The sequence below is a fragment of the Clostridioides sp. ES-S-0049-02 genome (assembly GCF_020658465.1).
Lineage (GTDB): Bacteria > Bacillota > Clostridia > Peptostreptococcales > Peptostreptococcaceae > Clostridioides.
Map to the genome: position 1 here is coordinate 491,142 of NZ_JACVWG010000003.1, position 16,551 is coordinate 507,692.

General features: G+C 27.6%; 14 protein-coding genes. 12 read left to right on the forward strand and 2 right to left on the reverse strand.

The window, feature by feature from the left end:
• Positions 1-77 precede the first annotated feature (77 nt).
• The gene (gene ggt / locus IC213_RS11075) at positions 78-1,691 is read left to right on the forward strand and encodes a gamma-glutamyltransferase (RefSeq protein ID WP_227432919.1); all 1,614 of its coding nucleotides are present in this window, start codon (positions 78-80) and stop codon (positions 1,689-1,691) included.
• Positions 1,692-1,829: 138 nt separating this feature from the next.
• Here the strand turns inward: ggt and IC213_RS11080 are convergent, their stop codons facing one another.
• Entirely contained in the window at positions 1,830-2,681 is an 852-nt protein-coding gene (locus IC213_RS11080) for a sulfurtransferase (RefSeq protein WP_227823743.1), read from the reverse strand.
• Between the two features lie 628 nt (positions 2,682-3,309).
• Here IC213_RS11080 and IC213_RS11085 point away from each other — a divergent pair.
• The 10 genes from IC213_RS11085 (at position 3,310) to IC213_RS11130 (ending at position 15,015) form a co-directional block, all read left to right on the forward strand.
• Positions 3,310-4,203 carry a sulfide/dihydroorotate dehydrogenase-like FAD/NAD-binding protein gene (locus IC213_RS11085; protein WP_227432921.1) on the forward strand — a complete coding sequence of 298 codons (894 nt, stop codon included), beginning with the start codon at positions 3,310-3,312 and terminating at the stop codon, positions 4,201-4,203.
• Entirely contained in the window at positions 4,203-5,597 is a 1,395-nt protein-coding gene (gene gltA, locus IC213_RS11090; RefSeq protein ID WP_227823744.1) for an NADPH-dependent glutamate synthase, read from the forward strand. The genes IC213_RS11085 and gltA overlap by 1 nt, the downstream gene beginning before the upstream one ends.
• Positions 5,598-5,767: 170 nt before the next feature.
• Positions 5,768-6,100, forward strand: a complete 333-nt coding sequence (locus tag IC213_RS11095; RefSeq protein WP_227432923.1) for a hypothetical protein — start codon at positions 5,768-5,770, stop codon at positions 6,098-6,100.
• Positions 6,101-6,121: 21 nt separating this feature from the next.
• Complete coding sequence (locus IC213_RS11100; RefSeq protein ID WP_227432924.1) at positions 6,122-8,332, forward strand: EAL domain-containing protein; 2,211 nt, start codon at positions 6,122-6,124, stop codon at positions 8,330-8,332.
• Between the two features lie 155 nt (positions 8,333-8,487).
• The gene (locus IC213_RS11105; RefSeq protein WP_227823745.1) at positions 8,488-9,234 is read left to right on the forward strand and encodes an ABC transporter ATP-binding protein; all 747 of its coding nucleotides are present in this window, start codon (positions 8,488-8,490) and stop codon (positions 9,232-9,234) included.
• Positions 9,234-11,108 carry an ABC transporter permease gene (locus IC213_RS11110; protein ID WP_227863081.1) on the forward strand — a complete coding sequence of 625 codons (1,875 nt, stop codon included), beginning with the start codon at positions 9,234-9,236 and terminating at the stop codon, positions 11,106-11,108. Before IC213_RS11105 ends, IC213_RS11110 begins: the two co-directional genes overlap by 1 nt.
• 122 nt (positions 11,109-11,230) lie before the next feature.
• Positions 11,231-12,604, forward strand: coding sequence for an MATE family efflux transporter (locus IC213_RS11115; protein WP_227482349.1), 1,374 nt, complete (start codon positions 11,231-11,233; stop codon positions 12,602-12,604).
• Positions 12,605-12,711: 107 nt separating this feature from the next.
• Positions 12,712-13,752, forward strand: a complete 1,041-nt coding sequence (locus IC213_RS11120) for a Fic family protein (protein WP_227432928.1) — start codon at positions 12,712-12,714, stop codon at positions 13,750-13,752.
• Between the two features lie 319 nt (positions 13,753-14,071).
• Positions 14,072-14,725, forward strand: coding sequence for an FMN-dependent NADH-azoreductase (locus tag IC213_RS11125; protein ID WP_227432929.1), 654 nt, complete (start codon positions 14,072-14,074; stop codon positions 14,723-14,725).
• A gap of 80 nt (positions 14,726-14,805) precedes the next feature.
• The gene (locus IC213_RS11130) at positions 14,806-15,015 is read left to right on the forward strand and encodes a hypothetical protein (protein ID WP_227432931.1); all 210 of its coding nucleotides are present in this window, start codon (positions 14,806-14,808) and stop codon (positions 15,013-15,015) included.
• A gap of 139 nt (positions 15,016-15,154) precedes the next feature.
• On the opposite strand, the gene IC213_RS11135 is transcribed toward IC213_RS11130, so the two are convergent.
• The gene (locus IC213_RS11135; RefSeq protein ID WP_413927178.1) at positions 15,155-15,721 is read right to left on the reverse strand and encodes a DUF1836 domain-containing protein; all 567 of its coding nucleotides are present in this window, start codon (positions 15,719-15,721) and stop codon (positions 15,155-15,157) included.
• Positions 15,722-15,880: 159 nt separating this feature from the next.
• Between IC213_RS11135 and trhA the strand changes: the two genes are divergently transcribed.
• A complete protein-coding gene (trhA, locus tag IC213_RS11140; protein ID WP_227432934.1) occupies positions 15,881-16,534 on the forward strand; it encodes a PAQR family membrane homeostasis protein TrhA in 654 nt (217 codons plus the stop codon).
• The last annotated feature ends 17 nt before the right edge of the window (positions 16,535-16,551 follow it).

The following is a 16,551-nucleotide window of genomic DNA, read 5'->3' on the forward strand; positions in this document are numbered from 1 at the left end:
GTATCAGTTGTATTAATTAATGTTATATAATAAATTTAAGGAAAATATAAAATAAAAATGACAAGGAGTTGAAAATTATGATGTTTGATGCTCATCAACATAAATATCCATCAATAAGAAATGTTATATATGCTAAAAATGGAGCAGTTGCAACTTCAACGCCATTAGCTTCTCAAGCTGGGCTTGAAATACTAAAAAAAGGTGGAAATGCTGTGGATGCAGCAGTTGCAACTGCTGCTACATTATCTGTAGTTGAACCTACAAGTAATGGAATTGGAGGAGACGCATATGCTCTTGTTTGGATAGAGGAAGAAAAACGATTATATGGACTAAATTCTAGCGGTTTTGCTCCAGAAAGAATGGAATTAAAAAATTACAAGAACATGAAAGAAATGCCAAAGTATGGATTTGGAGCAGTAACTGTACCTGGAATACCTGCAGCTTGGGCAGAATTAAATAAAAAGTATGGAAAACTTAGTCTACTAGAATGTTTATCTCCAGCAATTAAATATGCAAGAGAAGGATATGTTGTTTCTCCTAATGTATCAAAAGTATGGAAAAAATCCTATGAACTATATGAAAAAGAATTTGTTGGAGAAGAATTTAAGTCATGGTTTGAGACGTTTTCTAAGGATGGTAAAGCTCCAGAAGCTGGTGACATATTTGTATGTGAAGAGCATGCTAATACATTAGAAGAAATAGCCAATACACAAGCTGAAAGTTTTTATAGAGGTAGACTAGCAGATAAAATAGATGAGTGTTCTAGAAAGTTTGAGGGAGCTATAAGAAAAAGTGATTTAGCGAGTTTTTATCCAACTTGGGTAGAACCTATAAGCACAGAATACAAAGGATATAAAATATTTGAAATTCCACCGAATGGACATGGAATAACAGTCCTAATGGCATTAAATATATTAAAAGAATTGGACATAAAAGGAGATATAGAAAATGTAGATGACATACATAAGATTATAGAAAGCTTAAAACTGGCTTTTGCAGATTCTAAAACTTATGTAACTGATATAGAACATATGAAAGTAAAGGTTCAGGAATTATTAAGTCAAGATTATGCAAAAAAGAGAAGTTTATTGATTGATAATGAAAAAGCTTTATACCCAAAAGAAGGAGAACCATATTGTGGTGGAACTGTATATCTTTGTACTGCTGACAAAGATGGAAATATGGTTTCATATATACAGAGTAATTATATAAATTTTGGTTCTGGGATAGTAATACCAAACACTGGTATTGCACTACATAGTAGAGGTAATAATTTTAACTTAGACCCTAAACACCATAATGTAGTAAAACCATTTAAAAAACCTTATCACACAATAATACCTGGTTTTTTAGGTAAAGATGATAAGGCAATAGGTCCATTTGGTGTAATGGGTGCTTTTATGCAACCACAGGGACATCTTCAAGTATTAACGAGTATGATAGACTTTGGTTTAAACCCTCAAGAGGCATTAGATGCTCCAAGATGGCAGTGGATAAAAGGTAAAGAGATAGAAGTTGAATCAGAGATGCCAAGACAGATGGTAGATGCTCTTATTGAAAAAGGTCATGAGATAAAAGTAATTCATGATAATGTTGATATGGGTAGGGGACAAATAATCTTCAAAACAGAGCAAGAAAGTTATGTTTGTGCAACAGAGTCAAGATGTGATGGTCATGTTGCAGTTTATTAATATTGTAAACTAAATTTATATTTAATGACTAAAGGAATCTATATGAAATGATGATAATAAAAGGCGAAAGTCTACAATGACTAACGCCTTTATAAAAAGCTAAGATATATAATATGCTAGATTTATTTATTATTAACTTTATTCTTGTCCAGTTTTAACTTCGTTGTCATCATAGCTAATCCAGTCACTAAAGCTACCAACATAAATCTTATGGGGCATATTAAGTTCTCTAAGTGCAAGGCTGTTAACACAAGCAGATATTCCTGAACCACAAGACAAAATTATTTCTTCATAATTGTTTAAATCCTTAAAGAAGTCTTTTAAAAATTCAGTATCTTTAAGTGAGCCATTTTCAAAATCACCTTTTATTAAATCCTTGCAAAAGTAATTTTTTGCACTAGGTATATGGCCAGCTTTTGAATATGCAGGTTCAACTAAACCTTGGTATCTTTCATTAGCACGACAATCTATAATCACAGTATTTTTGTCATATAATTTAGACTTAACATATTCCATTGGAACAACTAAACTGTCATTTACATTAGGCTTAATTTTTTTGTCTGTACAGTTTGGAATATTTATTTTTTCTTCTAATTCTCCACCTTCTTTTACAAAAGCTGTTATTCCACCATCTAATACATAGACATTTTCAAGACCTAAGTGTTTTAATTGGAAGAATAGTCTACAAGCACCATTTAAATCTCCATCATCATAAGCTACAATTGTAGTGTAATTATCAACACCCATTTTTTCTAACTTTTCTTTTAATATAAAAGGGTCTTGTAAAGGATTTTTACCGCCATGTTCTTTTGTAGGAGATGATAAATCCTTGTCTATATCCAAGATAAAGCTACCTTTTATATGTCCTTTTTTATAAGAATCAATACCATAAGTTCTATTGATAAGGTCAAATCTACAATCTATAACAACTAGATTATCATTATGTTCTAATTTAGATATAAGTTCTTTTGCAGAAATAATATTTTTCAAAAAACAAACCTCCTATTTTTAATTATTTTTATGTGTATTCATAATAATTATTAACTTTATAAATTAATATTATTATAAATTATTACATAAGTAAATAAATCTTTAGAAAATATAAAAATTTTATATAAAAATTCAAATAATTAATGAATATTAAAAATTTTAGATATATAATAAAATAAGAGTATATTTTAGTTTATATAAAAGCTGGTATTGCAATAGATTAAAGCCTTATACATGTTTAGTTTTTAAAGAAATCTGAGTTATTATGAAAACCTAGGTTAATTTATTAAACAAATAATTGAATAAAAAAAATTTATTATGTATTTATAAAATTTTTGTTACAAATTTGGCATAATATAGTATACTTTAAGTGTGTATTAGGTTAAATCTATAACAAATTATACATATAATATGGGTTTTAATATTTGTTGGAATTTAAACGTAATTTGTTAATATCAACTATTTGTAATTTGGGCAGTTATAATTATTTTACAGGGGGGATGTCCAATACAAAACATTTAATCGAGAACTAATATTGTATTATAATTAGAGTTATAGTTTTGTGTGTTTATGTTTTAATTAAATTTAAAGTGGGAAAAATATATTTGTTAGAATGGAGAATAGCGAGATGAGTAATAAAATAGTTAGTAAGAGACAATTAACAGATAGTATTTATTTGATGGAAATAGAGGCTCCTAGAGTTGCAAAATCTTCTCAGCCTGGTCAATTTATAATAATTAAAAATGATGAAAAGGGAGAAAGAATTCCTCTTACAATAGCTGATTATGATAGAGAAAAAGGAACAGTAACTATCGTATTCCAAACAGTTGGTGCTTCAACTAAGAAATTAGCAATGTTTGAAGAAAACGATTTTGTAATGGACTTTGTAGGGCCATTAGGACAAGCAAGTGAATTCATACATGAAGATATAGAAGAATTAAAAAATAAAAAAATCCTATTTGTAGCTGGTGGAGTAGGTTCTGCTCCAGTGTATCCACAAGTTAAATGGTTTAAAGATAATGGATTAGATGTAGATGTAATAATTGGTGCAAGAACTAAAGAATTAATCATATTAGAAGATGATATGAGAAAAGTAGCTAAAAATGTATACATATCAACAGATGATGGTACATATGGATTTGATGGAAGAGTTACAGATTTATTAAAAGATTTGGTTGATAATCAAGGCAAAAAATATGACCAAGCAATAGTAATTGGACCAATGATAATGATGAAATTTATGTGTCAATTGACTAAAGAATTAAACATACCTACTATAGTAAGTTTAAATACAATAATGATTGATGGAACAGGTATGTGTGGTGGTTGTAGAGTTAGTGTTGGAAATGAGACTAAGTTTGCATGTGTAGATGGTCCTGAATTTGATGGACATTTAGTTGATTTTGACCAAGCTATGAGAAGACAATCTATGTATAAAACTCAAGAAGGAAGAGCTATGTTAAAACTTGAAGAAGGCGATAGTCATCATCATAGTAATTGTGGATGTGGAGGTAACAAATAATGGATGCTAAAAAAGTAAAAGTACCAGTTAGAGAACAAGAACCTGCTGTAAGAGCAGCAAACTTTGATGAAGTATGTTTAGGATACAATAAAGAAGAAGCTATGGCAGAAGCTAATAGATGTCTAGGATGTAAAAAACCAAAATGTGTAGGTGGATGTCCAGTAGGAATTGATATCCCAGGATTTATAACAAAAATTAAAGAAGATGATATAGAAGGTGCTGCTAAAGTAATAGCCAAGAGTAGTTCACTACCTGCTGTTTGTGGTAGAGTATGTCCACAAGAAAGTCAATGTGAAGGAGTATGTATACTTGGAATAAAATCAGATGCAGTATCAATAGGAAAATTGGAAAGATTTGTAGCAGATTGGTCAAAAGAAAATGATATAAACTTATCTGACACAGAACCTAAGAAAAATCAAAAAGTAGCTGTAATAGGAAGTGGACCAGCAGGTCTTGCTTGTGCTGGTGACTTAGCTAAAAAAGGCTATGATGTAACAATATTTGAAGCAATGCATGAACCAGGTGGAGTTTTAACTTATGGAATACCTGAATTTAGACTTCCAAAACAAGCTGTTGTTCAACCTGAAATAGATAATATAAGAAAATTAGGTGTAAAAATAGAAACTAATGTAATTGTTGGTAAAACAATAACAGTAGATGAACTTATAGAAGATGAAGGCTTTGAAGCTATATTCATAGGTTCAGGAGCTGGTCTTCCTATGTTTATGAACATACCAGGAGAAAATGCTAATGGAGTATTTTCTGCAAATGAGTTTTTAACTAGAGTAAACTTAATGAAAGCTTACAGAGATGATTATGATACACCTATTAGTTCTGGTAAAAAAGTTGCTGTAGTTGGTGGTGGAAATGTTGCTATGGATGCTGCTAGAACTGCATTAAGATTAGGTTCAGAATCATATATAGTTTATAGAAGAAGTGAAAAAGAGCTTCCAGCGAGAGCTGAAGAAGTACATCATGCAAAAGAAGAAGGAATTATATTTAATACATTGACAAATCCTAAAGAAATTTTAGTAGATGAAAATGGATATGTTAAAGGTATGGTTTGTATAAGAATGGAATTAGGAGAACCAGATGATTCTGGAAGAAGAAGACCTATAGAAATAGAAGGTTCTGAATTTGTACTTGATGTAGATACAGTTATAATGTCACTTGGAACAAGTCCAAATCCATTAATATCTTCTACAACAAAGAGTCTTGATATAAATAAGAGAAGATGCTTAATAACAGATGAAAATGGTCAAACTTCTAAAGAAGGTGTATTTGCAGGTGGAGACGCTGTTACTGGAGCAGCAACAGTAATATCTGCAATGGGTGCTGGTAAAACTGCAGCAGCTTCAATAGATGAATATTTAAAAGCAAAAGTTAATGCTTAATTTGTAAATTAAATATACCAAGTTAGAATAATTTCTAGCTTGGTATATTTTTTTGAAAAATTATATAATAAAGCCATAGTTACTATTGTAATATTTACTATTAAGCAACATAATTTTGTTTAATTATGGTAAAATAATATCGAATAAAGATTTTATAAGGGGGAAATAATGTGTGGTTGGCAGAATCAGAGTTATCAGACTTGACATTAGAACTTATACCTAAAAAGAATATTTTTGGTATAACGGTTACATATATTAGTGCAACAGATATTGAAAATGTAAGCATTTTAGATAAAGCAAGTATAAATTACTTAAAAAATAATATTCCATCATTAGAATATAGGCCTTTCCTATATAAAATTGAAAAATTAAATGTGCCAGTTTTAAATTATGAATCTCGTATAAAGGATTCATATAAATTTAAAGAAAGAATACTTTTGGATTATTCACATAGAGTAATGTCACAAGTTATTAAAGAGCCGATTGAGTATGTATTACAATAGTATAATTAATGGTGTTTAAATATGAGAAAAAGAGAAAAAATATTTGATGGATTAGTTTTTAGGTATATATTAATTTTATGGATGTTATTAATTTTAATTGATTTTACAAGTACAATTATATATGCAAGTAATTCTATGGAGGTTGCTTCTAAAAATATGATTGAAGCCTCAAAAAGAGAATTAGAAAATTATTTAAGTGTCAATGCATCCTTATTAAAAGCTCTTAGTCAAGACGATAGATTTTCTGATGCCAGAACTTCTCTAATTGAAAAAGGTAAGTTATTAAGACCTTATCAAAAACAATATAACCTTTTTATGCTTGGAATAACTGATGCACAAGGGAATACTTCAAGTACATATAGAGAAAGGGTTGGGACAATAAAAGACCGAACTCATTTTCAGAAGGTATTAGAAACAAAGAAAATGGTGATTTCTGACATTACAGTTAGTAAGGTTACAGGAGATAAAGTATTTATTATATGTGTACCTATTATAAAAAATAATGAAGTAACTGGAACTATTTTTGCTTCCTTTTATTTTCAAGATGTAAATAAGATAGTAAGTAGAAGTAATTCTGATGATTCTATTAAGTTTTTAATGGTAGATAAAAATTATGCCATTATTTCTCATCAAAATAAAGACTATGTCCACAATAAGACGGACATGTTTAGTATAGAAGGAAATATTATAGGGTCCAGTAAAAATGAAATTTTAAAAAATATAGATGAGAAACGTCAAGGTGGTTTTTTATCATGGGATAATTGGAAGTTATATAGTGCAAGATATACGAGTATCGAAGGAACTGATTGGACGTTAATATCAAGTTGTGATGTCTTTAAGAACTTTAAAAGCTTGATAATTGATTTTATAATCAAGTTATTTTTCTATATATTAATATTTTTGATATTGTGGAAATTAAGTAATGTTACACTAATAGAACAACTGAAAAAATTAGCTTATTATGATTCCTTAAGTGGAATAAAGAACAAAGAAAAGTTTAAAAAAGATTCTATATATATTTTACATAATTATTATAAGGATGATTTTTACTTAGTTCAATTGGATGTCAATAAATTTAAATACATAAATGAGATGTTTGGTTATACTGAAGGAAATAAGATATTAATACATATTGCAAATGTGTTAAAACACAATACAAACAAATATGAACTTTGTGCCAGAATGGATAATGACCACTTTATATTATTGCTTTCTTGTAATACTGATACTGACCTTTTAAATAGACTAGCTAAAATAAATAATGAAATATGCAATTTAAGTACTAGTAATTCTTCACAATATAAAATTGTTATGTCAAGTGGCATATATAAGATAAATAGAAGTGATGATATACAAAAAATTGACTTGTTAATTGATAGAGCGAATATTGCTGCAAAAACAAAAAAAGATAAGTATGAGCATTCATATTCATTTTTCAATGAAGATACAAGAAATCGATTATATAGAGAAAAGAAATTGGAGGATAATATGAATAAAGCTTTGGAAAAAGGCGAGTTTGTAGTATATTACCAACCAAAATATAGTTTAAATGATGGAAATGAAATTGAAGGAGCAGAAGCTCTAATAAGATGGAACAATCCAGATATAGGATTTATTTCACCCGTAGATTTTGTACCTTTATTTGAAAGAAATGGTTTCATTGTAAATATTGATATGTTTGTATTTGAAGAAGTATGTAAGACCTTGAGAAAGTGGCTAAACAAAGGTTATAACCCTGTGCCAATCTCAGTGAATATATCTAGAGTTCATTTACATAGAGATAATTTTATAGAGAATATTACTGAATTGATAAATAAGTATAATATATCTCCTAAGTTTATAGAACTTGAATTAACAGAAAGTGTTGTATTTGATAATTTAAATATATTGATTGATATAATTAAGAGGCTTAAAAAGATAGGATTTCTTATATCAATGGATGATTTTGGCTCAGGATATTCATCCTTGAATCTATTAAAGGACCTTCCTTTTGATATTTTAAAATTAGATAGAGGCTTTCTAATTGAAACAACAGATACAAAACGTGGAAAAATTATTATCTCTAAGATAGTAGAAATGTCAAAAGCGATTAATATTAAAGTTATATGTGAAGGTGTAGAAACCAATGAGCAAGTAGAGTTTTTAAAAGAAATAGGATGCGATAAGGTTCAAGGTTATTTATTTGCTAAACCGATGGTACTTAGTGAATTTGAAAAGCTTCTAAAATTTTAGTTGAATTAATTATTAATACTAATTAGTTTGTTGATACCCTAACAATTAACTTACAAATATGTAAGTTAATTGTTAGGGTATTTTTATGGTTAAAATGGGATATTCACGATAATATATTACTGTAGTGAAAATAAAAAAGTAATGGAGAATATAAAATGAACATATTAAGTATTAAAAATATATCAAAAACATATTATGGAAAAGTTCCATATAAAGCATTAGATAGTATTAATTTAAGTATAGAAAAGGGCGAATTTGTAGCTGTTATGGGTCCATCTGGAAGTGGCAAATCTACTCTCTTAAATATAATATCTACAATTGATAAGCAGAGTGAAGGCCAAGTTATATTAAATGGACAGGATACAAGTAAATTAGAAGGAGAAAAATTAGCTGAATTTAGAAGAAAACAACTTGGTTTTGTATTTCAGAATTTTAATTTGATTGATACTTTGACAGTTGGTGAAAATATAATGTTGCCACTTACACTAGATGGTAGAAATGTTAAAAAAATGAACAGGGAAACTAAAAATATATCTGAATTTTTAGGTATTGATAAAATTTTAGATAGAAGAACTTATGAGATTTCAGGAGGACAAGCTCAAAGATGTGCAATTGCTAGAGCAATTATAAATAACCCATCATTACTTCTTGCAGATGAACCAACAGGGAATCTTGATTCGAAATCCACTGATGATGTTTTAGAGTTATTTGCTAAGATAAACAAAGAACAAAATGTAACTACACTTATGGTAACTCATGAAGCATATAGTGCAAGCCATTCAGATAGAGTTGTTTTTATAAAGGATGGATGCATATATACAGAGATAAAGAAATCAGGCACGAATAGTTCTTTTTACAATAAAATACTATCTGTCTTGTCTCAAATAGGAGGTGTAAGGTAGTGACTTTTGGAAGATTTGCTTATAATAATATAATTAGAAATTTTAGAGCATATTTAGCGTATTTTTTAAGCTCAATTTTCTCTATAATGATATTTTTTGTATTTGCAGTATCTATGTTTCATCCAATTATAACGGATTCTGGAATCCAAAGTGGTTCTACTGCATTTATGGCTCTTATGATTTCAGAATTAATAATATTAGGATTTAGTCTGCTTTTTATATTATATTCCTTAGGAAATTTCTTAAAATCTAGATTAAGAGATTTTGGAGTTATGATAATAATTGGAATGAGTAATAAACAATTGAAAAGATTGATATTGATTGAAAATTTAATAATAGGATTATTAGCAATAATGTTAGGAATACTTTTAGGGCTATCTATTTCTAAGTTATTTTTATTGTATTTAGGTAAAATATTTTATATGAACTTGACAGAAAGTTACTTTCCAATAAAAGCGATACTAATGACAATTATATCTTTTATGTTATTATTTTTGATAACAGGACCACTTAGCTTAAAATTGTTAAACAAAAATAATATTTTTGAACTTTTAGTAGGCACAAAGAAACCTAAAAAAGATATAAAACCTTCAAAATTATTTGGAATACTTGGTATATCATGTCTTATGACAGGATATGCTATGATACTATTTGGTAATAAGTTAAATATAAATGGTGATATGTACATGATAGCGCTGTTGATTACTCTAGGAATGTTTTTATTTTTTTCTCAGTTTACCATTTTAATATTAAAGCATATGAAAAATAGAGAGAAGTTTTATAAAAACAAAATAAATATGTTGCTTATAGGTAATTTAGTATATAAGATGAAAGATAATTCTCGATTATTGTTTTTAATGACAATACTTTTATCTGGTACTTTAGTAGCATTTACAACAACTTTAACGCTTGTAACTTCACAAGGTAAATCCTCTAAAAATAATTTTCCAATGGTTTACTCATATTTCTCAGAAGACAATAATAACAAAAAATATGAAGACTTAGAAGAAATTAGAAACACAATAAAAGAATATGATTATAAGGAATTAAGTTTTCCTATGCTTGAATATAATAATGAAGTATTATTAAGTATGATTAACTATAATAAATTATCAAAACAATTGGGATTAGATAAAATTAATCTAAAGATAGATGAGGGCATTATAGTTCCTAGATATAATTCTAAAGAGCATATAAATTCTTTAAAAGAAATTAAAGCTTATAAGATAAAAAATGTAAACATAAAGATAAAAGAATCAACAGATAGGATAATTTTTCCTACAGGTATGTTTAGTAAAATTATAGTTATACATGATAATTTATATAATAATATACAAAGTAAGTTTTCAAAAATAAACTTTCATGGATTTGATTATGAAAACTGGCAAAATAGTGCTGATATAACTGAAGCATTAAAAGAAAAACATTTTAATCTAGATAGAAATGATATGAAGTCATATTTTTTAACCTTACCAGATATGTATTTAGCTGAGTTACAACAAAGTAAAATTCTTCAATTTATGGGTATTTTCATAGGTGTTATTCTGTTTATGGCAGTTCTTAGTTTTTTGTATTTTAGACTATACACAGATGAACCTTTTGATAAGGTTAAGTACAACAATCTATCAAAAATAGGTCTATCTTTTAAAAATATGAATAAGATTGTTAGTATAGAGATAGGTATACTATTTTTTGTACCTTTTATCATAGCTATTGTAAATAGCATATTTTCTTTACTCTTTTTAAATAGTGTACTAAACAATAGTTTTAACTTAAAAAATTGGGGTATATTATTAGTGCTCTCATGTATATATTCACTTTATTTTCATTTACTAAAGAAATTTTATATTAGAAAAGTTTGGTTTTTTGATTAAAGTGGTATATAATATATATTATAGAAAATTAATATTTAAAAAGTAGTTAATATTAAGGGAGGGCATATGCACCTCCCTTGTAATATGTGGAAAATTAAATATTAGAAGAAGGAGGAGACTTGATGGATAATCAACAATTATTAGGAACGGAACGAATCAGTAAATTACTACTGAAATACTCTATACCGGCAATAATAGGTATGCTGGTAAATAGTCTATATAATGTGGTAGACAGAATTTTTATTGGGAACATACCAGGGGTTGGACCACTTGCAATAACAGGTCTTGGTGTTACGATGCCAATAATGACAATAATACTTGCATTTGGTATGTTGATAGGAATAGGAACAACGACAACTATATCGATAAAACTTGGGCAAGGTAAAGTAGAAGATGCAAGGAAACTTATAGGAAATGCAATGACATTAGCTGTAGTTACAGGAATTATAATAATGGTACTTGGGATATTATTTGCAAATAAAATACTTACATTATTTGGAGCAAGTGAAAATACATTAATATATGCAAAGACATATATAAATATCATCTTATTAGGAACAATAGTAAATCTTCTATCCTTTTCTTTAAATCACTCAATAAGAGCTGACGGTAGCCCTAAGATTTCAGCAGGAATAATGATAATAGGATGCCTAACTAATATAGTTTTAGATTGGATGTTAATATTTGGATTCAATATGGGAATACAAGGAGCTGCAATTGCTACAGTAACTTCTCAAGCTCTTACAGCCATTTTAACTATAGGCTACTATATAAGTGGAAAATCAAATTTAAAATTCAGTAAATCTCATTTAAAATTAGATAAAAGATTAGTAGGTGCAGTATTTGCAATAGGAATGTCACCATTTGCTATGCAACTTGCAGCAAGCTTAGTTCAAGTAATATCAAATATTGCACTTAAAACTCATGGTGGAGATTTAGCTATAGGAGCTATGGCTACAATTTCTTCTATAGCAATGGTATTTTTAATGCCTATCTTTGGAATAAATCAGGGAGCGCAACCCATTATAGGTTTTAACTATGGGGCTGAAAAATACGATAGAGTTAAAAAAGCATACTTAGGTTCATTAGTAGTAGCTACTATAATTTTATGCATGGGTATGGTAGTAATTATGCTTTTCCCAGAGGCAATTATAGGGATATTTAATAAAGACCCTGAGCTTATGAGTATATCTGTAGATGGTTTAAAAATATACCTACTTATGTTACCAATTGTAGGTTTATCAATTACAGGAACAAACTTTATACAATCTATAGGTAAAGCAAAAATGGCAATGTTATTAAGTCTTCTAAGACAGGTAATTTTATTGATACCAGCAGTAATAATTCTTCCTACATTCTTAGGTTTAAAGGGTGTATGGACAGCTCAACCAGTATCTGACTTTATAGCCACAGTAATTACAGGTGTAGTAGTATTTAGAGAGTTGAAAAGATATACACCTAAAAGTGAACGTTTAAGTGAAATAACAACTGAATAAAAAGTATAATTTCAGATAAATAAGTAAAAAATTGTAAAAAATACAATTATATGATAAAATAAAACCGCTGTCAAAAAGAAGAGAAATTCTAATTATGGAGTGATTTTATGGAATTTACAAAAAAAAGCAAATTAAAAAATATGTATGTAAACATGAATGTAGCTAGAATGTTGTCTAAGATAAATGAGTATAAGGGTAGACAACTGCTTTACAAAAAACAACCAAAAGAAATTTTAGAAAGTCTAGAAAAAAAATCTTTAGTAGATTGTTCAGAATCTACATATATTGGAAATCAAAAAGAAAGTAATACTTTTAATTTAGAAAAATTAATAAGTAATGAAGTCACACCTAAAAGTAGAGAAGAGTTAAGTATTGTTGAATACAGAGATGTAGTAAAAACTATTAACAGTGCTTATGAGAGTATACCAATAAGCTCACAAACAATTCTTGAACTTCATGGATACTTATATAAATTTTCATCTACCAGAGGGGGAAGCTATAAATCAGAAAGTGGATTCTTTGAATATAATTTAAAAAATAGTGACTTCATAAATGTTGATGCAAGTGTTAATAAGGTTGAAAAAGCTGTAGAAGAAATATGTGAAGCTTATAATACATTGATAGATGAGGATGAAATTGATATATTAATATTAATTTCTGCATTTGTGTTAGATTTCATCTTGATACATCCATTTAAAGAAGGTAATATAAAAATGGCAAGAGTACTTATACTATTGCTGTTAAACAAAAATGGATATGAAGTTGGAAGATATATAAGTTTAGGAAAAATATTTGATGACAGTTCATATGAGTACTATAGTAACTTAAACTATTTGAAGTCATCTATAGGGAATGAAAAATCAGATATGAATGCTTGGATTGAATATTTTTTAGAAACTATATTGACTGCATATAAGAAGTTAGATGACAGTTTAAATGTATCTGATAAGAAAAGACAGACAAAAACTAGTAGAATAGAAAAAATAATAAATTCTACTCTTGGATATTTTACAAAAGAAGATATAAAGGACTTGTGTCCTGATATTCCAGAACCTACTATAAATAGAGTTTTTAATAATCTAAGAAAACAAGATAAGATAGAGGTTGTTGCAAGGGGAAGAAGCGCAAAATGGAAGAAGAAGTATTAAAAAATACTTTAATAATTTTAATGGTATAGTGTTAAAGCACTATACCATTTTTTATTGAAATTAGAAACTCTGAGAGGAATTTACATAACTTTATGGAACACTTATCTTATCTAAAATACTATAGGTAATTTCTTGATTAGAATTTTAAAATATTTAAAATTATATTATATAATAAATTATGTTTTATTCCTGTACTCTATCAATTTACTTTTTAAGATTATTTAACAAATATATTTCTACTAACTTTATAATTTAATTACAGAATAGAATGGTTATTTTTGTGAAATAATAATATAAAAATAATCTTAGGAGTGAGCTTATGAAGAAAAAATTATTATATATAAATGTGAATTCAAAACCAGAAGATTTATCTTCAAGTAAAACTGTAGCAAGAAAGTTTATCAATAAATTTATAGAAAAAAATAAGGATTTCGAAGTTGAAGAAATAGATCTTTATAAAGAGCATATACCAAGACTAGAATATCAATACTTCGAAAAGAGAAATAGTATAGTCAGCGAAGAAGCCGCTAAGCAATTAGATGATAAGGATAGAAAAGAACTTGCAAAAATTAGAAGCCTTTGTGACCAATTTGTGAGTGCAAGTGTATATGTAATAGCAGCACCTATGTGGAGTTTATCTTTTCCAGCACCACTTAAAGAATATATAGATTGTATAATTCAAGATGGAAAAACTATATCTTTTGAAGGTGATGATAAACCACAAGGAATACTGAATGATATTGATAGAAGTATGGTATATATACAATCTTCAGGTGGACATATACCATGGGTACTAAAACCAGTTATGAATAAAGGGGTAAATTATGTGGAAAGTATCATGAAATTTATAGGAATCAAAAAATTTGATGAATTATTAGTAGATGGAACTGGAACTAGTGAAGAAGAAAGACAAAGTGCAATAGAAAAAGCATCTGAAAAAATAGAAGGCATAGTAGATTCTATGAAGTTTTAGTTATAATATTTTATTTTATTGAAAATATAAAGGAAAAACCTCTCTTAATGTAGAAACCTATATTGAAGGAGGCGAAAATCATGCGAGAAGAAAAAAGTAATGAGAAGTATGATTGTTATTGGTGTAATCAAGAAAATAATTTCCATGTAGAGATAAAAGACAATGTAGTGATGATAGATGATGGCACTGGTATACTTAAACAAGCCGTTTTCATAGGGTATAAACAAATTCAAGTTAATTTGAATTGTTCACATTGTCAAAACTTAAATAGAATAAAATTAAATTTGTAAACTTTAGATATGGAGATTCTTGAAAGAGTTAAAAATAGAAAGTATTAATATTTAGACTGAAAATTATATTGTATACAATAATGATTAATTTAAGCTGTATTGTATTTTAATATTTATTTTCAGTCTTACTTTATTAAAATTATTTTTTGGGAGTATCTTGGAAAAAAGTATCTACTATTTTTTCTGAAATACTTTTTAATTGGTCAGCCATTGAAGTTAGGCTTAGTAAGGCTATCAATAAATCACCTTTATTTTCTGGATTAATACTGATATTTTCAAAATTAGACTCTATAAAGTTTGGCATATTATTTCTTTGCCTTTCTTTTATTGATATAAACTTTTCATAACATGCCACTAAATCTTCTCCGTTGAAGTCATCTTTTTCGTATACACCATTTAAGATTCTTTTAATCTCTTGTATTGTAAGTGTATTTTTCATAGAATAAATGATTATCATTTGTAAGATTTGTTCTTTGGTATATTTTTTTCCCTTAATTGGTTTGATTAATCCTTCTTTACTATAATTATTTATCATTGTTTTAGTGAGAATTTTATCATCCTCAAATCTTTTATTGGCAGAAAGTTTACTGTCAATTAGAGAAATAATCTGATCCATATATAGGTCAATAGATGGAATATCATTTGAAGTTATATCTGTATTATTTAGCGTTTCCAGTATTATGGTATTTAATTCATTGTTCATCATATGTTACCTCCATAATATTTATAATACACTAATTTAGAAAATAAAACAATATTAATGGTTGCAAAAGATATATAAAGTGGTATAATTAAATTTATAATATAGTATTAAAAACTATATATAAAATGTAATTTTTAAAATACATAATTGTAGGAGGATGAAATGTATCAATTTTTTTTAAAGGGTAGAGACCCAATCAGTAGTTTAACTCATTTTATAGGGGCTTGTTTATCTCTTATAGCTACTATAATTTTAATTTTTCAATCTATATCTTTACAACAAACTTCTTTTTTGATGATAGTGTCTGTGTCTGTATTTGGATTATCATTAATTGCTCTTTATAGTGCAAGCTCATATTATCATTTTTTAAAAGGTACACCAGAACAAGAATTATTTTTCAGAAAAGTAGACCACGCAATGATTTATGTATTGATTGCTGGTTCATATACACCAATATGCTTATATTTTATGCAAAAAGAAGAGGGAATAATATTTACTACAGCAATATGGATAGTTGCATTTATTGGTATAGTAATAAAAATATTTTGGATGGATGCACCTAGATGGTTGTCTACAAGTCTATATTTACTTATGGGGTGGGCAATTGTCTTTGATATAAATGCATTTAATTCAATTCCTAAGGATTGTCTTAACTTATTAATAATAGAAGGTGTATCTTACTCTATAGGTGCAGTTATTTACATTATTAAGAAGCCAAACATAAGTCCTGAATTTGGATTTCATGAGATATTTCATATTTTTATTATGTTAGGTTCTTTATTCCACTTTTTAGCTGTTTTATTGTATGTTTTATAGTTTAAGAATCCAGTTAA